General features: G+C 56.1%; 10 protein-coding genes, 2 tRNA genes, 3 rRNA genes and 1 pseudogene. 11 read left to right on the forward strand and 5 right to left on the reverse strand.

The genetic code is table 11. From position 1 onward, the window contains the following. The 9 genes from cydB to rrf all read left to right on the forward strand — a co-directional run bounded on the left by cydB (position 1) and on the right by rrf (position 10,922). Complete coding sequence (cydB, locus tag AB6K10_RS11720; protein WP_285264250.1) at positions 1-1,002, forward strand: cytochrome d ubiquinol oxidase subunit II; 1,002 nt, start codon at positions 1-3, stop codon at positions 1,000-1,002. A 4-nt stretch (positions 1,003-1,006) separates the two neighbouring features. Next, a complete protein-coding gene (cydD, locus tag AB6K10_RS11725) occupies positions 1,007-2,692 on the forward strand; it encodes a thiol reductant ABC exporter subunit CydD (protein ID WP_339118788.1) in 1,686 nt (561 codons plus the stop codon). Next, positions 2,689-4,428, forward strand: a complete 1,740-nt coding sequence (cydC, locus tag AB6K10_RS11730) for a thiol reductant ABC exporter subunit CydC (protein WP_339118789.1) — start codon at positions 2,689-2,691, stop codon at positions 4,426-4,428. The genes cydD and cydC overlap by 4 nt, the downstream gene beginning before the upstream one ends. Continuing rightward, complete coding sequence (locus tag AB6K10_RS11735; RefSeq protein ID WP_339118790.1) at positions 4,421-5,413, forward strand: adenosine deaminase; 993 nt, start codon at positions 4,421-4,423, stop codon at positions 5,411-5,413. Before cydC ends, AB6K10_RS11735 begins: the two co-directional genes overlap by 8 nt. Positions 5,414-5,681: 268 nt before the next feature. Beyond that, positions 5,682-7,214 (forward strand): 16S ribosomal RNA (locus AB6K10_RS11740). Between the two features lie 86 nt (positions 7,215-7,300). Next, positions 7,301-7,377: transfer RNA gene (locus tag AB6K10_RS11745), tRNA-Ile, on the forward strand. A gap of 107 nt (positions 7,378-7,484) precedes the next feature. Beyond that, a tRNA-Ala gene (locus AB6K10_RS11750) sits at positions 7,485-7,560 on the forward strand. 213 nt (positions 7,561-7,773) lie between these two features. Further along, a 23S ribosomal RNA gene (locus AB6K10_RS11755) occupies positions 7,774-10,664 on the forward strand. A 142-nt stretch (positions 10,665-10,806) separates the two neighbouring features. Continuing rightward, a 5S ribosomal RNA gene (rrf, locus tag AB6K10_RS11760) occupies positions 10,807-10,922 on the forward strand. The 16S, 23S and 5S rRNA genes sit together here with 2 tRNA genes alongside, the layout of an rRNA operon. 173 nt (positions 10,923-11,095) lie before the next feature. Here rrf and guaD read toward each other — a convergent pair. The 4 genes and pseudogenes from guaD to xdhA all read right to left on the reverse strand — a co-directional run bounded on the left by guaD (position 11,096) and on the right by xdhA (position 17,119). Beyond that, positions 11,096-12,393 (reverse strand): annotated as a pseudogene (guaD, locus tag AB6K10_RS11765) (guanine deaminase). 1 nt (position 12,394) lies between these two features. Continuing rightward, positions 12,395-13,264: a xanthine dehydrogenase accessory protein XdhC gene (xdhC, locus tag AB6K10_RS11770; RefSeq protein WP_339118791.1), complete on the reverse strand. Its 870-nt coding sequence runs from the start codon at positions 13,262-13,264 to the stop codon at positions 12,395-12,397. Continuing rightward, positions 13,261-15,684 carry a xanthine dehydrogenase molybdopterin binding subunit gene (xdhB, locus tag AB6K10_RS11775; RefSeq protein ID WP_339118792.1) on the reverse strand — a complete coding sequence of 808 codons (2,424 nt, stop codon included), beginning with the start codon at positions 15,682-15,684 and terminating at the stop codon, positions 13,261-13,263. The genes xdhC and xdhB overlap by 4 nt, the downstream gene beginning before the upstream one ends. Next, positions 15,668-17,119, reverse strand: a complete 1,452-nt coding sequence (gene xdhA, locus AB6K10_RS11780; protein ID WP_339118793.1) for a xanthine dehydrogenase small subunit — start codon at positions 17,117-17,119, stop codon at positions 15,668-15,670. The genes xdhB and xdhA overlap by 17 nt, the downstream gene beginning before the upstream one ends. A 202-nt stretch (positions 17,120-17,321) precedes the next feature. Here xdhA and AB6K10_RS11785 point away from each other — a divergent pair, with 202 nt between their 5' ends. Both AB6K10_RS11785 and hrpB read left to right on the forward strand, forming a co-directional pair. Then, positions 17,322-17,972, forward strand: coding sequence for a TetR family transcriptional regulator C-terminal domain-containing protein (locus AB6K10_RS11785; RefSeq protein WP_339118794.1), 651 nt, complete (start codon positions 17,322-17,324; stop codon positions 17,970-17,972). Positions 17,973-17,975: 3 nt separating this feature from the next. Further along, positions 17,976-20,423, forward strand: coding sequence for an ATP-dependent helicase HrpB (gene hrpB / locus AB6K10_RS11790; RefSeq protein WP_339118795.1), 2,448 nt, complete (start codon positions 17,976-17,978; stop codon positions 20,421-20,423). 13 nt (positions 20,424-20,436) lie between these two features. Here hrpB and AB6K10_RS11795 read toward each other — a convergent pair whose 3' ends face one another. Beyond that, positions 20,437-20,667, reverse strand: coding sequence for a hypothetical protein (locus AB6K10_RS11795; protein WP_253016516.1), 231 nt, complete (start codon positions 20,665-20,667; stop codon positions 20,437-20,439). Positions 20,668-20,910 lie beyond the last annotated feature (243 nt).

The raw sequence follows: 20,910 nt of genomic DNA on the forward strand, positions 1-20,910 counted from the left end.
ATGGAAATGTTTGATTTAACGCTAATTTGGGCGGGCATCATTGGCTTCGGCATCATGATGTACGTGTTGATGGATGGTTTCGATCTGGGCTTGGGGATACTGTTCCCCTTCGCCCCGGATGAAGATTCTCGTGATGTCATGATGAACTCGGTGGCCCCCGTATGGGACGGCAACGAAACGTGGCTAGTACTGGGGGGCGCTGGCCTGCTCGGCGCCTTCCCGCTGGTGTATTCGGTCTTTTTGCCAGCGCTCTATATCGGTGTTTTCTTGATGCTGGCCGGGCTGATTTTCCGCGGCGTCGCATTTGAGTTTCGCTTCAAGTCGCGTCGTAACCGCCGCTGGTGGAACCGTGCCTTCAGCTGGGGGTCTGGCGTGGCGGCGTTTGCCCAAGGGGCCGTCGTAGGGGCGTACATTCAAGGCTTCCGCGTCGAAAACTTTGCCTTCGTGGGTGGTGCTTTCGACTGGTTGACGCCGTTCTCAGTGCTCACGGGACTGGGTTTGATGGCGGGCTATGCGCTGCTTGGTGCGACCTGGTTGATCCTCAAGTCGGAAGGGCACATTCAGGATTGGGCCTATAAGATCACTCCTATGCTGCTGGCGCTGGTGCTGGGTGTGTTCGCGATCATTAGCATTTGGACGCCGTTTGTGAATCCGGTGGTGTGGGAGCGTTGGTTTGGCAACCTTCAACTGATCTGGATTTTCCCGGCGCTTGCGCTCTTTTCGGCCTTTATGGTGTATCGGTCCGTCAAACGCCGTGATGAGGGCATTCCTTTCGTCGCGACGATCGGTATCTACGTGTTTACCTACTTGGGGCTGATCGTCAGTAAGTGGCCGGTCATCGTGCCGCCCAATTACACGCTTTGGGATGCTGCGTCAGCGCCAGAATCACAGCTATTTTTGCTAATTGGCGTGCTGTTCGTCATTCCGATCATCCTGGCCTACACCGCATGGACCTATTGGGTGTTCCGCGGCAAGGTGCGTGTTGGCGAGGGGTACCACTAACGCTATGACAGACCATCCTCCCGAAGTAGAAACGGTGGAGGTCATGACGCCGCGCCATTGGCTCAATCAGCTTGCCAAGCGCGAGCGGAATCAACTGACGTGGGCGGCAATGTGGGGAGTGTTGGCAGGCGTACAAACGGTCCTGCTGGTGGTGGGGCTTGCTTGGCTTATCGATCAATTGGTCATCGCAGGCCGCTCCCCTTGGTCACTGATCACCCCATTGGCAGGCCTCGTGGCCGTTGTCTTACTTCGCTCTTTGTTCCAGGCGTTGCAGGAAATGTGCAGCGCCAAAGCAAGCCTTCGCATTCGCCAGTACGCCAGGCAAACCCTTCTCGATAAAATCTCGGCGCTTGGTCCGGTGTGGCTGACGCGTCAGCAAAGCGGTGCGTTGGCTACTCAGTCGGTTGAGCATATCGAGGCCTTGGATGGCTACTTCGCCCGTTTCTACCCGCAGCTAAGAATCGTGGTGGTTTTGCCACTGATTATCCTAGGGGTCGTCGTTGGGCTGGATTACTTGGTTGCCGTTTTCTTATTGCTATCTGCACCGCTGATCCCGCTGTTCATGGCGTTGGTCGGTATGGGGGCCGAGCGTATGAATCGCGATCAATTCATGGCCGTTTCTCGTCTATCGGCGCACTTCATCGACCGTGTGCGTGGAATGACGACGCTTCAGCTGTTCGGGCATACCAAGGCGGCCCAGCAAGACGTATGGTACGCCACCGATCACTACCGAAGGCTCAGTATGCGGACGCTGCGTTTGGCGTTCTTGTCATCGGCCGTGCTGGAGTTTTTTGCTTCCGTGGCCATTGCCGTCGTGGCCATGTACGTCGGCTTCGGTCTGCTGGGGTATATCGATTACGGGCCGTCGCCCCAGTTGACACTCTTCAGCGGGTTGGCGGTGCTTCTTCTAGCGCCAGAGTTTTTTCAGCCCTTGAGAACGCTTTCACAGCATTATCACGATCGTGCTGCTGCCCTCGGTTCAGCCGAAAGTGTGGTGGCCATCCTAAACGAACCTAGTCGAGTCGCATCACCGTCGAAGCCGCCTACAGAGGTGGGGGTGATTGTGGCGCTCGAGGGTGTCGATATTCGTTATGTAGAACGTTCGACGGTTTTAAGCCGTGTCAACATGACGCTGCGGGCTGGCGACGTGGCGGTATTGACCGGTGAGTCGGGGAGCGGTAAGTCCTCGTTGCTGGCGCTCATGGCGGGGTTTATGGCACCAGATCGTGGGGAGTGCCGTATCGACACTTCGATACCCATTGCTTGGCTGGATCAATCACCCTGTATTTTGCAAGGTTCCCTGGCGGATAATCTACGCATTGCCTCGCCTGATGCAGACGATGCTCGACTCATCGAGGCGCTAGAGCGGGCCGGGCTTGGTGATCTCTTGGCTAGCTTGCCCCATGGCCTGGCTACCACGGTGGGTGAGCGCGGCGTTGGTCTTTCCGGTGGTCAAGCGCAACGGCTTGCGCTGGCGCGTGTTTATCTTAGCCATGCCCAGCTCATCTTGCTCGATGAGCCGACAGCGAGTTTGGATGCAGAAACGGAAGGTGCGGTCATTCGGGCGCTGCTGGAGTGGGGAAAAGAGGGGCGTACGCTGGTCATGGCGACGCATCATCCCGCAGTGGTGTCAGTGGCCAATCGTCATTTTGTGTGCCGCTCTGGTCAGCTAGTGGAGGTGACGCCATGAAGCAGCTGTATCGTGACGTTGCGCCCTGGCTCAGCCTGCTGCTTCGCCGTCGTCAGGCGTTTTGGCTTGGGGCGCTGCTGGTATGGATGACCTTGCTCGCGGGGTTGTCGCTGCTAGGGCTTTCCGGGTGGTTCATCGTCTCCTGTGCCCTCGCGGGCATCGCTTTGGCAGCGGGCCTGCCCTCGTCGTTGGATGTCTACGTCCCTGGTGGGGGTATTCGTTTTTTTGCGTTGCTGAGAACCGTGGCGCGCTACATCGAGCGGCTTCATAACCATAACACCGTGCTTACGCTGCTGGCTGATTTGCGCTATCGCGTGTTTGGCGACTTGACGGGGTTGGATGATGCAACCCTCAAGCGTCGCCGAGTAAGCGAGTGGTTGAGTCGCCTCACGGCTGATATCGATCAGCTCGACAATCTCTACCTACGGTGCTTGATTCCACCGGTAGCCGCGCTGCTCACGATCTTGATGGTCTCGGGATTCATTGCGATATGGCTGCCCGCTGCCGGCATCGCGATAGCGTTCGTATTGACGCTTCTTTGGGGGGGGGTGACTTTTGGCTTTGGTTGGCTCGGCTTCGCCAATAGTTACCAGCAAGTCAATGATCAGGAAAAGCTGCGCCGGCTGGTACTGGACCAGATACAAGCATCTGCGGAGCTGCTGAGTTATCAGACGGTCGCTTGGCACCGTCAGAAAGTGCACTCGCATGAAATGGAGGCCATGACGAATCAGCGCCATCTCGTCTTGAAATCAGCTCTGGGTAATGCGTTTGTTTCCGCGGTCACTGGTCTTTTACTCATAGCGACGCTGTGGCTGGGCAGCCTAGCACTCTCAGCAGAAGCGGTCGTTGGGCCTATTGTCGTGATGGCAGTCATTGCCGTACTAGGCATTAACGAAGTGTTTGCACTGCTCCCTTCTGCGTTCTTGAAGCTCGGCGCGAGTTATGCCGCTGTTCAGCGTTTAAATGCGCTCAAAAAGGAGGCGCCTGGGCAGGGCGTGCAGCGTTTGCCATCAAATGCTGGCGAGTACGCCATTCAGCTCGACTCTGTGCATTACGTTTACCCTGGCGCGGCCTATCCCGCGCTGTCGGGCGTCCATGCCACACTTCGCCCACAATCGCGTGTGGTGATTACCGGCGTGTCGGGGTCCGGTAAGTCGACGTTAGCCAGCATGTTGATGGGGCGTATAGCCCCGACGCAAGGTGCGGTCAGTATGGCCGGTATCTCCCCTCATCGTGTTTCAGTAGAGAGCAGGGCAGAGCATTTCGTTCTTTTAACCCAGCAAACGGATCTATTCGATGGCACGTTAGAAGCGAATTTGCGTATGGCGAAACCCAGCGCAACCGATGATGAGTTGTGGCATGTGCTGGCTATGGTGGCCCTGGAGGACTGGGTGAGGCAGCAGCCCAAAGAATTGTTGACCCACGTAGGAGAGAAAGGTCAGCAGCTTTCTGGCGGTCAAGCGCGAAGAGTGGCGTTAGCCAGGTTACTGCTACGTGACCCGTCGGTTGTGCTATTGGATGAACCGTTTGCGGGCGTGGATGCGCGCACCGCCAGGCATTTGGCGACGGCGTTAGATCACTGGCTCGTAGGTCGAACGGTGATTTTCTTTGTCCATCAAGTAGATGACGCCGCGCTTTTACCAGGGGTAGAAGCGTGCTGGCACCTTGATGGAGGGCGGCTATTTATCGATACTACCTCGTCAACCTATCCGCAAGCAGGAGCCCAGTATGAATGAGTTTTTACGCCAACTTCCCAAAGTAGAGCTCCACTTGCATATTGAAGGTTCACTTGAGCCTGAGCTCATGTTTACCTTGGCGGCTCGTAACGGTATCGAGCTTCCTTATGCCTCTGTCGAGGAAGCAAAAGCTGCTTACGACTTTCAAGATCTTCAGGGGTTTTTAGATCTGTACTATCAAGGCATGAACGTGCTGCGTAACGAACAGGACTTTTATGACCTTGCTATGGATTATTTCAAGCGCGCCCGTAGCGAAGGTGTCATGCATATCGACATGCATTTTGACCCACAGGCGCACCTCCAGCGTGGCGTCCCGCTAGAAGTCGTCATGGCTGGCCTGCTTCGTGCGAAAGAGGATGCCGAAGCTACGCTGGACTTGACGGTTGGAATGATCATGGCATTTTTGCGTGACCGTCCCGCCGAAGAAGCGTTGCATGTACTCGAGCAGGCCTCTCCTTACTGGAAGTTCCTTGACGCCATTGGGCTGGATAGCGCGGAGCGCGATCATCCTCCTGCTAAATTCCAGGCCCTGTTCGCCCGTGCCAAGGAATTGGGGCTAGTGCGCGTTGCTCATGCCGGTGAAGAGGGCCCCGCCGAATACATCGCAGACGCTCTCGACCTGCTGGACGTGCAGCGTATCGATCACGGCGTTCGCTGCTTGGAAAGTAACGATGTAGTCAAGCGCCTGCGTGATCAGCAAACGGTCTTGACGGTGTGCCCGTTGTCCAACGTCAGCTTGAAAGTCGTTGATCAATTAAGTGATCATCCATTACCCCAGCTATTGGCAGAAGGGCTGAAAGTCACCATTAGCTCCGACGATCCTGCTTACTTTGGCGGTGGTCTGTTGGAAAACCACATGGCGTGTGCTCAGGCATTTGGTTGGAAAGAAGACACGTTTCGTATGCTCAATCGTAACGCGATTGAAGAAGCTTTTGTCAGCGAACAGCGTCGTGAAGAGCTTCTCAAGCGATTAGCGGCTGCGTAACGGACGCTTTGAAAAAAAGGTGTTGACGCGCGACGTTATATGCGTAAAATACGCACCACATCGAACGGCAATGCCATTCGAAAGCTCTTTAACAATTTGATCAGGTAATTCATGTGGGCGCTTGCCGATGAGGGTGAATCATCACCTATTATCAAGGCAAGCGACTCGTCAAACAGGCTTCGGCCTAATGAATGAATTCGTTTGACCCTTGAGCCAAGTTTGGTTCGCTTCTGTGGCCTCGGTCACAGGCAAGAACCGCATTGATCTTAAACTGAAGAGTTTGATCATGGCTCAGATTGAACGCTGGCGGCAGGCCTAACACATGCAAGTCGAGCGGTAACAGATCCAGCTTGCTGGATGCTGACGAGCGGCGGACGGGTGAGTAATGCATAGGAATCTGCCCGATAGTGGGGGATAACCTGGGGAAACCCAGGCTAATACCGCATACGTCCTACGGGAGAAAGGGGGCTTCGGCTCCCGCTATCGGATGAGCCTATGTCGGATTAGCTAGTTGGTGAGGTAAAGGCTCACCAAGGCAACGATCCGTAGCTGGTCTGAGAGGATGATCAGCCACATCGGGACTGAGACACGGCCCGAACTCCTACGGGAGGCAGCAGTGGGGAATATTGGACAATGGGGGCAACCCTGATCCAGCCATGCCGCGTGTGTGAAGAAGGCCCTCGGGTTGTAAAGCACTTTCAGCGAGGAAGAACGCCTAGCGGTTAATACCCGCTAGGAAAGACATCACTCGCAGAAGAAGCACCGGCTAACTCCGTGCCAGCAGCCGCGGTAATACGGAGGGTGCAAGCGTTAATCGGAATTACTGGGCGTAAAGCGCGCGTAGGTGGCTTGATAAGCCGGTTGTGAAAGCCCCGGGCTCAACCTGGGAACGGCATCCGGAACTGTCAAGCTAGAGTGCAGGAGAGGAAGGTAGAATTCCCGGTGTAGCGGTGAAATGCGTAGAGATCGGGAGGAATACCAGTGGCGAAGGCGGCCTTCTGGACTGACACTGACACTGAGGTGCGAAAGCGTGGGTAGCAAACAGGATTAGATACCCTGGTAGTCCACGCCGTAAACGATGTCGACCAGCCGTTGGGTGCCTAGCGCACTTTGTGGCGAAGTTAACGCGATAAGTCGACCGCCTGGGGAGTACGGCCGCAAGGTTAAAACTCAAATGAATTGACGGGGGCCCGCACAAGCGGTGGAGCATGTGGTTTAATTCGATGCAACGCGAAGAACCTTACCTACTCTTGACATCCTGCGAATTCGGTAGAGATACCTTAGTGCCTTCGGGAACGCAGAGACAGGTGCTGCATGGCTGTCGTCAGCTCGTGTTGTGAAATGTTGGGTTAAGTCCCGTAACGAGCGCAACCCTTGTCCTTATTTGCCAGCGCGTAATGGCGGGAACTCTAAGGAGACTGCCGGTGACAAACCGGAGGAAGGTGGGGACGACGTCAAGTCATCATGGCCCTTACGAGTAGGGCTACACACGTGCTACAATGGTCGGTACAAAGGGTTGCGAGCTCGCGAGAGTCAGCCAATCCCGAAAAGCCGATCTCAGTCCGGATCGGAGTCTGCAACTCGACTCCGTGAAGTCGGAATCGCTAGTAATCGTAGATCAGAATGCTACGGTGAATACGTTCCCGGGCCTTGTACACACCGCCCGTCACACCATGGGAGTGGACTGCACCAGAAGTGGTTAGCCTAACGCAAGAGGGCGATCACCACGGTGTGGTTCATGACTGGGGTGAAGTCGTAACAAGGTAGCCGTAGGGGAACCTGCGGCTGGATCACCTCCTTAAACGATGTCTTCCCCTCGCGGTAAGCGCTCACAATGAATTACCTGATCAGATAGTAGAGCAAACGGTTTACGCACGATCCCCTCTTGGGTCTGTAGCTCAGTTGGTTAGAGCGCACCCCTGATAAGGGTGAGGTCGGCAGTTCAAGTCTGCCCAGACCCACCAAATTTTATCGAACATATCATGCTCTTGTGCTTTGTATAGTCAGACTATGCGGTGCCATGGCATGCCTTGTGAGACATAAAATTACCGAGAGGTCAGTGTGGTCAGATGGGGCCATAGCTCAGCTGGGAGAGCGCCTGCCTTGCACGCAGGAGGTCAGCGGTTCGATCCCGCTTGGCTCCACCATTCTCGACACCGTTTGTTGTTTCGTGACCATTGATAAGTCAGGCGCATCAGCGTTGCCTTATCACTGTTCACTGAACAGTCGCTCTTTAACAATGTATATCATGCTGACATGAACGTTTATTGAAACGTTCATACGTAATTGTTAAGTGATACGTCTCAAGCGTATCCGGCAATCGTTGTCATTGCGAGATACCAGACCCCTTCGGGTTATAGGGTCAAGCAATGAAGCGCACACGGTGGATGCCTAGGCAGCCAGAGGCGATGAAAGACGTGGTAGCCTGCGATAAGGTTCGGTGAGGTGGCAAACGACCTGTGACCCGGACATCTCTGAATGGGGAAACCCACTCAGCATCAGCTGAGTATCCTACGCTGAATACATAGGCGTAGGAGGCGAACCAGGGGAACTGAAACATCTAAGTACCCTGAGGAAAAGAAATCAACCGAGATTCCCCTAGTAGCGGCGAGCGAACGGGGACCAGCCCTTAAGCATGTGACTGATTAGGCGAATACGCTGGGAAGCGTGGCCATAGTGGGTGATAGCCCCGTAGCCGAAAATCTGATCATGTGAAATCGAGTAGGTCGGGGCACGAGAAACCTTGACTGAAGACGGGGGGACCATCCTCCAAGGCTAAATACTCCTGGCTGACCGATAGTGAACCAGTACCGTGAGGGAAAGGCGAAAAGAACCCCGGAGAGGGGAGTGAAATAGATCCTGAAACCGTGTGCGTACAAGCAGTAGGAGCGGACTCGTTCCGTGACTGCGTACCTTTTGTATAATGGGTCAGCGACTTATATTCAGTGGCGAGGTTAACCGTATAGGGGAGCCGTAGGGAAACCGAGTCTTAACTGGGCGACACAGTCGCTGGATATAGACCCGAAACCGAGCGATCTATCCATGAGCAGGGTGAAGATTGAGTAACATCAATTGGAGGCCCGAACCAGGATCTGTTGAAAAAGATTTGGATGACTTGTGGATCGGAGTGAAAGGCTAATCAAGCTCGGAGATAGCTGGTTCTCCTCGAAAGCTATTTAGGTAGCGCCTCACGTATCACCGCCGGGGGTAGAGCACTGTTTCGGCTAGGGGGTCATCCCGACTTACCAACCCGAGGCAAACTCCGAATACCGGTGAGTGCGAGCGTGGGAGACACACGGCGGGTGCTAACGTCCGTCGTGAAAAGGGAAACAACCCAGACCGTCAGCTAAGGTCCCCAAATCCTGGTTAAGTGGGAAACGATGTGGGAAGGCTCAGACAGCTAGGAGGTTGGCTTAGAAGCAGCCATCCTTTAAAGAAAGCGTAATAGCTCACTAGTCGAGTCGGCCTGCGCGGAAGATGTAACGGGGCTAAACCAGGTACCGAAGCTACGGGTTCATCCTCTGGATGAGCGGTAGAGGAGCGTCGTGTAAGCCAATGAAGGTGTGTTGAGAAGCATGCTGGAGGTATCACGAGTGCGAATGCTGACATGAGTAACGATAAAGGGAGTGAAAAACTCCCTCGCCGGAAGACCAAGGGTTTCTGTTCGACGCTAATCGGAGCAGAGTGAGTCGGCCCCTAAGGCGAGGCCGAAAGGCGTAGTCGATGGGAAACGGGTCAATATTCCCGTACCGGACATGATTGCGATGGGGGGACGGAGAAGGCTAGGTGAGCCAGGCGTTGGTTGTCCTGGTGAAAGTGAGTAGGCTGGTGTCTTAGGTAAATCCGGGACGCTAAGGCCGAGACACGAAACGAACGGACCACGGTCCGGAAGTCATTGATGCCACGCTTCCAGGAAAAGCCTCTAAGCTTCAGATCATGTGCGACCGTACCCCAAACCGACACAGGTGGTCAGGGTGAGAATCCCAAGGCGCTTGAGAGAACTCGGGTGAAGGAACTAGGCAAAATGGTGCCGTAACTTCGGGAGAAGGCACGCCGGCGTAGGGTAATGGGACTTGCTCCCCGAGCCCGAACCGGTCGAAGATACCAGGTGGCTGCAACTGTTTAGTAAAAACACAGCACTCTGCTAACGCGCAAGCGGACGTATAGGGTGTGACGCCTGCCCGGTGCCGGAAGGTTAAGTGATGGTGTTAGGCCTCGGCCGAAGCTCTTGATCGAAGCCCCGGTAAACGGCGGCCGTAACTATAACGGTCCTAAGGTAGCGAAATTCCTTGTCGGGTAAGTTCCGACCTGCACGAATGGCGTAATGATGGCCACGCTGTCTCCACCCGAGACTCAGTGAAATTGAAATCGCCGTGAAGATGCGGTGTACCCGCGGCTAGACGGAAAGACCCCGTGAACCTTTACTATAGCTTCACACTGGACGCTGATGTTGCCTGTGTAGGATAGCTGGGAGGCTTTGAAACCCGGACGCCAGTTCGGGTGGAGCCAACCTTGAAATACCAGCCTGGCATCATTGGCGTTCTCACTCAGGTCCGTTATCCGGATCGAGGACAGTGTGTGGTGGGTAGTTTGACTGGGGCGGTCTCCTCCCAAAGCGTAACGGAGGAGCACGAAGGTACCCTCAGCACGGTCGGACATCGTGCAATGAGTGCAAGAGCATAAGGGTGCTTGACTGCGAGACAGACACGTCGAGCAGGTGCGAAAGCAGGTTCTAGTGATCCGGTGGTTCTGTATGGAAGGGCCATCGCTCAACGGATAAAAGGTACTCCGGGGATAACAGGCTGATACCGCCCAAGAGTTCACATCGACGGCGGTGTTTGGCACCTCGATGTCGGCTCATCACATCCTGGGGCTGAAGTCGGTCCCAAGGGTATGGCTGTTCGCCATTTAAAGTGGTACGCGAGCTGGGTTTAGAACGTCGTGAGACAGTTCGGTCCCTATCTGCCGTGGGCGTTGGATGTTTGAGAAGAGCTGCTCCTAGTACGAGAGGACCGGAGTGGACGACCCTCTGGTGTTCCGGTTGTCACGCCAGTGGCATTGCCGGGTAGCTATGGTCGGACGGGATAACCGCTGAAAGCATCTAAGCGGGAAGCCCCCTTCAAGATGAGACATCCCTGAGGCCTAGAGCCTCCTAAAGGGCCCAGCGAGACCAGCTGGTTGATAGGCACGGTGTGGAAGCGCTGCAAGGCGTTGAGCTAACGTGTACTAATGGCCCGTGAGGCTTGACCCTATAACACCCAAGGGGTCTGGTCGCGATGATAACGATCGAGTGGATTGCCACTCAGAGAACCGGATACGCATCCGCCAGCCAAGGCGCTGACGGACAAGAGACGATCACACAACACTCAGCATGATATGCATTACCCGTTACGCCTGACGACCATAGCACGCGTGAACCACCTGATCCCTTGCCGAACTCAGAAGTGAAACCGCTTAGCGCCGATGGTAGTGTGGGGTCTCCCCATGCGAGAGTAGGTCATCGTCAGGCACTTATACCGCAAAGAACCCAGCCAAACGGCTGGGTTTTTTGTTGCGCGCTTGAAAGCGCGCCATGACCAGCCCCGGGCACCCTGTGCTCGGGGCTTTTGGGTTGTGTGGTCTCTGGAAAACGCGGGAGGGAAACGAAAAAGCCGCTTATCAAACGCGGCTTTTAGATCGGGATCAATCCCGCTGATGTTGGCGAATACCGCCTGCCCAGGTTTCATAGATGGCGCGGTCATCGGCCAGCATCATGAGGGCGAAGAGGCGCTCGCCCAACGTGGTGCAGTGTTGGATACGGCGCTCAAGCAGCGATGTGGCATGGGGATCGATCACGACAAAATCGGCTTCGTAAGACGGGGCGAGCTGCCCAATGTGATGATCCAGCGAGAGCGCTTTAGCGTTACCGTGAGTCAAGCCGTAAAACCCCTGCCAAGCCGTCAGCGGCTGCCCCCGCAATTGGCCAACTTCAGCGTCGCGAATCCCGAAAGATCGGTACCGGCGCCAATATCACTGGCGTAGGTGAAGGACATTCCTGTCTCTTTCGCTGCTTCTCGATCAAAGAGTCCGCTGCCTAGGAAGAGGTTGGAGCTTGGGCAGAATGCAATATTGGCGCCTCGCTCGGCCAGCCGTTGGCGCATACCGTTATCCAGGTGAATTCCATGGGCAAAGGTGCTGCGAGGTCCGACGAGTCCAGCGTCTTCATACACGGAGAGGTAGTCTCGGCTGCCCGGGAAAAGCTCGGCTACCCAGTCGAGTTCTCCGCTATTCTCAGCAAGATGCGTTTGTAGCCATAGAGAAGCGTCATTACGCAGAAGCGCGCCTGCCGCATCCATTTGGGTCTTTGTCGATGTCGGCGCAAATCGAGGTGTTACGCTGTAGCCTAAGCGTTGTCTGCCGTGCCAGTCTTCGATCAAACGCTCGGTATCGGTAATACCCGTTGCACCATCCATCAATGCGTCGGGGGCATTACGATCCATCAGTACTTTGCCGACAAGCATGCGTAATTGGCGTTTCTGGCAAGCGGTAAAGAATGCATCGACCGACCCTGGGTGGCTAGAGCCGAACACTTGCGCGGTCGTGGTGCCAGCTCTCAGCATTTCGTCTAAAAAGGCGTTGGAGAGAGCTTCTGCATGGGCATGATTGGCAAAGCGACACTCTTCAGGAAACGTATAGTCGTTGAGCCAGTCGAGCAGCTGGCGACCATAGGAGGCCATGATATCGAGCTGGACATAGTGCACGTGGGTGTCGATAAAGCCAGGCATGATGAGTTTGCCACGATAATTGAGCACCTGACTGTTGGAGGGTAACTGATCGATGATATCCACGTAGTGGCCAACTGCGTGGATATGACCCTCTTTTAGCCACAGAAGACCATCGCCGTAATGCTCGAGGCTGCCAGGTGTCGGAAAATCGTCGTCCCCTGGATCACGGGCAAAGCTCACCAGCTCCGCGCGGATAAACGTATCAGTAGAAGTCATATTAGCTCGAATGTGTCGCTGTATCGTTGAATAGAGAGCGTAAAGCTACGGGGTCGAGTCCGCGGGTTTGCCGATCGATGGGTTGATCGGTTAACCATAACAGTTCGGCCACGACGGTCATGGCAATCGCATAGGGCGTTTTATTGCTGAGTTTGGTGCCGTGAACGGCGCCAATGGGGCAGCGGACACGCTGAATCTCATCCGGTGGAAAGCCATCACGCATCAAGCGACCTTGAAAGCTCGCCCATTTACTGTCCGAACCGATCAGTCCAATCGTGGCGAGGTCCGGGCGTTTCAGCAGTGCTGAAATGAGCGCGTAGTCTTCGTCATGGCTGTGAGTCATGACGAGGGTATGGCCACCGGTAGGGAGGGCGTCCATGACGGAGGTCACACTCGCCAACGTGTGACAGTTAAGACGTGGCTGTTGGGCATCTTGCTTGGTAAAACGGTCGGGGCGACTGTCATACCAATCGATTTGCCAGGGAAGTGGCGCGCTCAATTTGACGATTTCTCGACCTACATGGCCCGCACCAAATAGCGCAATCCGCTGGGGGGCGCCTGGAAAGACCTCAAGCAGCACATTGACAAAGCCACCGCAGCACTGACCGCTGCGTCCGCCTAGTGAAAATGCCTCAAGATGAAAGCCGGCTTCCCCTTGCTGTAATAAGGTCCGAGCGGCGCTAATGGTTTGCCACTCGAACGTACCGCCTCCCAGCGTGTCGATAATGGCGTCATCGGTAATGACCATGCGAGCCCCCGGCTCGCGTGGCGTCGAACCTGCGCTGGTCACTTGTGTTGCAAGGACATGTGGCGTACCGCTTTGCTGTAAACGGTGCAGAGCAGCGTGCCACGTTTCATGCGTTGGCGTCATAGTGTTTTTTTCCTGATGGCATTGGCTGCCATCATGACTCTTTCTGGTGTGGCGGGCGTATCCAAGTGGGGGGAAAGGCGATAATCCGTCAGGCTCGACAGCGCGTCTCTTAACGCCGACCACACACAAATACCTAGCATGAAGGGGGGTTCGCCCACGGCTTTCGAACGGTATAGGCTTGCCATGGAATTGGGGTGTCCCTCTAAGAGGGAAACGTTGAATACACGAGGTAAGTCACCGTAGGTGGGGATTTTATAGGTGGCTGGCCCATCGCTAATCAGCACGCCTTTATCGTTCCATTTGAGCTCTTCACTGGTCAACCAGCCCATCCCCTGAATGAAGCCCCCCTCGACTTGACCGATATCGATCGCTGGATTGAGCGAATTGCCTACGTCATGCAAGACATCGACTCGGTCGACCAAGTACTCTCCACTGAGCGTGTCCACGCTGACTTCGGCCACCGCGGCGCCGAATGCATAATAGTAGAAGGGGCGGCCTTGGCCCGTCGCTCGGTTATAGTGAATCAACGGCGTCGCATAGAACCCTTTTTCCGAAAGTGATACGCGGTTTAAGTATGCCGTTTGGATGAGTTCGCCCCACGGGATGCGACGCTCGCTCTCTCCGATGCCTGCGACCAGCATGCCGTTTTCCAGTCGCATGCCTTCACGATCCATTCCACCTTCGAAATGTTGGGCAGCAAAGTCGAACAGCCGCTCTCGCAGCTTGCTGGCAGCATCTCGGGCAGCCATACCGTTGAGGTCCGCGCCGCTGGAGGCCGCCGTAGGAGAGGTGTTGGGGACTTTATCGGTACGTGTTGCGCTGATTCGCACGCTATCCAAGTCGAGGCCCAATTCTCGGGCCACCACTTGGCAAATTTTGGTATGCAGCCCCTGGCCCATTTCAGTGCCGCCATGATTGATCATGATGCTGCCGTCGGTGTAAACGTGCAGCAGCGCCCCAGCTTGGTTGAGATGCTGAGCGGTGAATGAAATGCCAAATTTTACGGGGGTGAGCGCAAGCCCTTTTTTGATGATGGGGCTCGATGCATTGAAGTCGCGTAACTGTTCGCGCCGAGTCCAGTAGTCGCTGCTGGTTTCCAGTGTGTTCACGAGGGTATGCAGCAGCTGTTTTTGATCGACTTGCTGCCCGTAATGCGTCGTATCACGACCGTCGCGATAGAAATTGCGTTTACGAATGGTTAGTGGGTCTTCGCCTACTTGGCGGGCAATGTCATCCATCGCCGCCTCAATGATCATCATACCCTGAGGGCCGCCAAAGCCACGGAAGGCGGTATTGGACGCCGTGTGGGTTTTGGCACGGTGGCCGGTAACCCGGGCATCGCCCAGCGAGTAGGCGTTGTCGGCGTGGAACATGGCGCGATCCACGATGGCATCCGAGAGGTCGGGTGAGTAGCCACAGTCGCCAATCACCGTAATATCGCCTCCCTGAATGACGCCACGTGCATCGATCGCCAGCTGATAACGATTATGAAATGGGTGGCGTTTGCCCGTGATGCGCATGTCGTCACTTCGCGGTAGACGAAGCCGTGTCGCCCTACCAGTGCGGCGCGCAATGATGGCAGCGATACATGCCCAGGGCGAGGCTTGGGTCTCTTTTCCCCCAAAACCGCCGCCCATACGGCGCACTTCCACTGTTATAGCATGAAACGGAACACCAAGCACTTCCGCGACCAGTTTTTGCGTCTCGCTTGGGTGCTGATTGGAGGTGTAGACCATGACGCCGTCATCTTCCGTGGGCACCACGACGCACGCCTGGCCCTCGAGATAGAAGTGCTCCTGTCCTCCGATGAACAGTTCGCCTTCAATCAATTGCTCGGCATTTTGCAGGGTGGCTGCCCAGTCTCCACGGGCTTGCACATGGGTAGGGCGGACTACGTCTTGACGCTCGGCGGAGGCCACGGGATCCAAGCTGGCAGGCTGCTCATCAATTTGCAAAGAGGCCAACTTGACCGCTTGACGAGCGGCCTGAAGGGACGTGGCTGCCACGGCAAAGAGGCACTGTCCGGCGTAGCTGATCTCATGGTCAACGAAAATCGGATCACCGGGAAACACGGGGCCGATGTCAGTATGGCCAGGCACATCATGGAAGGTAATGACATCGACCACACCTGGCGCGCTGCGCACCGCGTCCAACCCCATCGACGTTAGCGTCCCATGGGCAACGGGCGATAGCCCTAGCGCTACGTGCAGTGCATCCTGGGGCGTTTTGAGATCATCAATGTAGGTCGCTTTACCGGTGACGTGTTTCTCGGCGCTTTCGTGGAAGCTGGAAGTGCCGGCTTGGCGATGCCCGTGGCTGTCAACCGTATGGCGAGCCAGTGGCCCGGCCCCTTGAATGTGATCGTTCAATTCGCGGCGAGCGCGGCGGCTATCGCCATCAAGCTTAGTGAGCGTACGCATGGAGCATGACCTCCTGTGTCGGTGCTGAAAGCGAAAGGTAGAGACGTTCCATGAGGTTGGCAGCGGCCTGCTGGCGATAACGCTGGCTGCCACGGACATCGCTCATTGGTTGGAAGTCGCTCCCCAACGCCTGCTGCGCAGCTTGAAAACTTTCCTGCGATAGCGCTCTGTTCGTCAACGCCGCTTCTGCATGCAGGGCACGTTGAGGAACCGCGGCCATGCCACCAAAGGCGATCCGCACGTCGCTCAAAACGCCACCCTGTAAGCGATAATGGAAAGCACCTAGCACGCCGGAAATATCGTCCTCACGTCGTTTGGAGAGTTTCCACACTTTTAACTCGGCATCCTCTGCTAGCCGCGGGATGAAAATACGGCTGATGACCTCATCGGCGGCGAGCGCTGTCTTTTTATACGCTAAGAAGAACTCACTAAGAGGCAGCACGCGGCAGCCATCTCGATGCGTCAGCTCCAACGACGCGTCCAGGGCCAACAGCACTGGCGGAGTATCTCCAATGGGCGAAGCGTTGGCGATGTTACCGCCTAAGGTGCCTCGATTGCGCACTTGCTGCGAGCCCAGCCGGTGAAGCAGGTGGGCAAACGCTGGATAGTGCGCTTCAAACAGCGGCTCTAGCTGGGAGTAAGTGACGCCTGCACCGATCCACCAGCCGGACTTACCATTCAGAGCGGCCTCTTCGATATGGCGCAGCGATTCGACGTGGGTGACGTCGATCAATTGATTCAATGTGGCCAGCCGCTGAGTGTTTTCAAGCCACAGGTCGGTAGCGCCAGCCACCAAGCGGGCCGATGGGTAGCGGCGGCGAAGCGCCGTGAGTTCTTCCAACGTGGCGGGTTGGGCAAAAAGCGCGACGTCGTCGTCTGGTGTATTAGACGGACTCAGCGCCACGGTCGCTGGTTGGCTGGCGTCGAACCACTGCGGCGTTTGCCATGGATGAGACGACATGCTCAGGGCGGCATCCCGAATGGGGCGGTATCCGGTACAGCGGCAGAGGTTGCCACCCAGCGCTGCCTCCAGCCGTTCCGGCGTCAAGGGCGCCGGGCGTTTCTGCTGTTGGGTATGTAGTGTAAATAGCGACATGACGATACCCGGTGTACAGAAACCGCATTGGCTTCCGTGGCACTCGACCATTGCCCGCTGCGCAGGATGAAGCTCTCCGTTCGCTGATAGACCCTCTACGGTGAGTAGATGCTGGCCATGCAATTGGTGGGCAGGGGTAATGCAGGCGTTAAGGCTCAGAAAATCCGAGTCGGCCGGGCTTTTAATCGCGACGGTGCACGCGCCGCAATCCCCCGAAGCACAGCCCTCTTTCGTGCCGGTCATACCCAAATGATCGCGTAACAGCGTTAGAATACTGGTATCCGGGGGCACCTGACACTGGGTCGGGGTGCCATTGAGCAGAAACTCAATTGTTGCCATGCCAAACTCCGTTATGATTGTTCTGACCGATCGGTCAATAATGTTGAGCTTGGGACAAAACGGCGCCTCTTGCAAGAGTTTGTTAAATGAATGTGTCATGCACTTTTAGTGTGCATTTCGCTACAAAACGCACTGTGATGCGGCACGTTAACGAGACAACGATGACAAGTTCGCCTGAGAGCGATCAAAAGGAGCTTACTGAATGACGGTGGATACCGCGAACCCAGAAAACGCCAGCAGAGAACGCATCGAACAGACCATATTGAGCGCTGCAGAGCAGGTGTTTTCACAGCACGGTTATCGGGGGGCCAGTCTTCAAGCCATTGCCGATCAAGCCCAGTTGCCTAAGGCCAACATTCTCTACTACATGGGTAGCAAGCAGGCGCTTTACGTCCGTCTACTGAACCGAATGATGAGGCGCTGGAACGCGGTACTCGAAGATATCCATGAAGAGAGTGATCCCGCTCAAGTACTGAGCGATTTCATTCGCACCAAAATGGAGCTTGGGCAGCGCTATCCGGAAGGGTCCAAGCTCTTTGCTGCGGAAATTTTAGCGGGCGCTCCCTTTCTAAAAGAGTATCTATCAGGAGAGCTCAAAGCATGGGTGGCGTCTCGTGCGGCGATCATACGTGAGTGGTCGCGACAGGGAAAAATGGACGATGTGGACCCACGGTGGTTGATATTTCTGATCTGGTCAGCCACCCAGCACTACACGGAATATAGCGCCCAGGTGTCCGGCATCCTCGGGAAAGCGTCGCTAAGCGAAGCGGATTTGGCGTCCGTTTGCCAGTTTCTGGAACACGTCATTCTCAAAGGCTGCGGTATTGCAACCTCCGGCCATCTCACGCGCTGATTTATGAGTACATCGCTTCCTATCGATCAGCATTTAACGGCACTCGAGTGCGCATTGGCGGATCAGACGCGCTTGATTCTCGTGGCGCAGCCAGGGGCTGGTAAAACCACCCGCGTACCGCTAAGGCTTCTTGAGAGTGACTGGGCCAAGGGACAGAGGCTGCTGTTACTCGAGCCGCGGCGAGTCGCCGCCAAGCTTGCTGCCACTTTCATGGCCGACCAGCTCAATGAGCGCGTGGGCGAAACCGTTGGGTATCGAATGCGGGGCGATAGTCAGATCGGACCCCATACGCGGCTGGAAGTGGTCACGCAGGGGGTGCTGACACGCATGCTGCAAGAGGATCCGCTGTTAGAAGGCGTGGCAGGCATCATTTTTGACGAATTCCATGAGCGCAGCATCGAGGCAGATCTAGGATTGGCATTGGCACTCGATGTGCAAGAGAGCGTGCGCGATGATCTTCGACTGCTGGTGATGTCTGCCACATTGGACGTGACAGCGCTGACGCGGGTGTTGGGAAGTGAAACGCCCGTCATTGAAAGTCAGGGGCGGGCATTTTCCGTCGAGACTCACTACCGCCCACTGGCAACGAGCGAGTCGCTCACTGCCGCCGCGTTGAGAGTGATTCACGAAGCTCTGTCACGTCCCGTTAGTCAAGACATACTGGTCATATTGCCTGGCGTGGCGGAGATCTCTCAGCTCGTTGCTGCCGTGGACGGGAGCGCTTTGGATGTTGAGGCTCTACCGCTGCATGGCAGGTTGCCCTTGGATGCGCAGCAGGCTGCTATGAGACCTCATGGTGCGCGCCAGCGAGTGATCGTTTCGACGGCCATTGCCGAGTCCAGTGTCACCATCGATGGCGTGAACTGTGTCATCGATGCAGGGTTAGAACGCGTGCCGCTTTTCAATTCCCGGACGGGATTGACCAAGCTGACGACACGGCGTGTGAACAAAGCGAGCGCCGATCAACGTCGTGGACGCGCCGGTCGGCAACAGCCGGGGACGTGTTACAGGCTCTGGGCGGCTGAGCAGCCTCTGGTGGGGTACGCTGAGCCTGAAATACTGCAAGCCGACCTATCCAAATTGGCGTTAGAGCTGGCGCTGTGGGGCGTACGTGAGCCAGACGAGCTATCCTGGGTCACGTCACCTCCTGAAGGCGCATGGCGAACGGCTCAAGATCTCTTAAAACGGCTCTGCTTACGAGTGCCCAACGGTGGATTGACGCCGCTTGGTAAACAGAGTGCTGCACTTGCCCTGACACCGCGTTTAGCCGCCATGCTGCTGGGGGCGCGAACGCTGCAGGCAACGCCCTTGGCGTGCGCGTTGGCCGCGTTATTAGAGGGGAGGGAGCGGATTCAAGGTTCACTGCGTGATGCGCTGGTTCAGCGGCTTCGTCAGCCCTCGGCCTTTCCGCAGTGGCATCGGGAGGCGACCCGTTTGTCTCGGCTCATGGAAACTAAACTTCCATTGGAGATCGATCTTGAGCCGCTTGGCGCGTTACTTTGTCTGGCATACCCTGATCGCATCGCGCAACGTATGTCGCCTGGTCGTTTCAAGCTGGCGAACGGCAAAACGGCCACGCTGTCCGAAAATCATTCACTTGCACAGCAGGCTTGGCTCGTGGCGGTGGCGCTAGAGAGTGCGACCAGTGACGCCCGAATGTATTTGGCAGAGCCCATTACGCTTGCCACGCTAGAGAGCCTTTACCCTGATACGCAGCAGTGGGAAGAGCGAATACGCTGGTCGGAAGAGCAGGGCAGGCTGGTGGGAGATGCCGTTCAGCGGCATGGCGAACTCATCTTGGCCTCCCGGCCGTTACAGCAGTTGTCAGCTGAGGCGATGGAGCAGGCGCTTTTGACCGCGCTGAGACAGCGTCCTCACCTAGTGATGACCGACAACGTTCGCCAATGTCAGGGGCGTATGGCACTGCTCTCACGGATATGGCCCGAGCAGTGGCCCGATTGGTCCGAGACTGTCTTGCTGGGCACATTAGACATCTGGCTAGCGCCCTATGTCGTTGGGCTGACGCGCCTGGCTCAGGTCGAAAAGTTGCCATTTCATACCTGTTTATTGAACACGCTGGCGTGGGAGCAACAGCAGCAGATGGAGCGCTTGGTGCCGACGGCGCTAACCGCGCCAAGCGGCAATACCGTCGACCTCGATTACGCGCCGTGTCGTATAGAGGAGCAGTCGCCGATACTCGCGTTGAAGCTTCAGGAGGCTTTTGGTTGGCAGCACACGCCCACCGTCGTCGATGGGCGTGTGCCGATCACGCTTCACTTGTTGTCCCCGGCGAGGCGCCCGCTCCAAGTGACCCAAGATTTGCAGAGCTTTTGGGTCAATGGCTACCCCGAAGTACGCAAAGAGATGCGAGGGCGGTATCCAAAGCACCCATGGCCCGAAGATCCCTTATCCGCTCAAGCCACGGCACTTACCAAGCGACGCAAAGGATAAGCCGTTACTAGCATCAGTCGTTATCTTCATCGCTTCGCGGTGTGTCAGGGAGCTCACCCGGTTTACGATAGCGAACGCCGTCAGCACGAGGCTCTTCGTACTGGCGGTTCTCATCCTCGGCCACAACACCCAAGACGGTTTCTTGAGAACCATCCGGCCACGTATAGGTAGTGCAGCCAGCGAGCGATAGAAGAGGAAATAGGGCAACACATAGGGGCAACGCGATTCCACGATGCTTGGGCATAAAAGACTCCATTGACAACCCATTGCAGAATTAGCAAATGTCGGCTTAGTGTGAATTGGCCGACGATAGGCCGCAAGCTTAATTACGCTGCGGGCGTACTGATAAAAGATGGCGTAGGGTGTTAATAAAAAGCAGTCTACAGTGGTGTTCCTACATCGTGATCCTCTACAGCATTTTTCGCTTGCGCACTCAGGCGGGTTGCCTGCGTCAATGGCCTTATATGCCTATGTCTCCCTCGGCACT

Source organism: Halomonas sp. BMC6 (assembly GCF_964204995.1).
GTDB lineage: Bacteria > Pseudomonadota > Gammaproteobacteria > Pseudomonadales > Halomonadaceae > Vreelandella.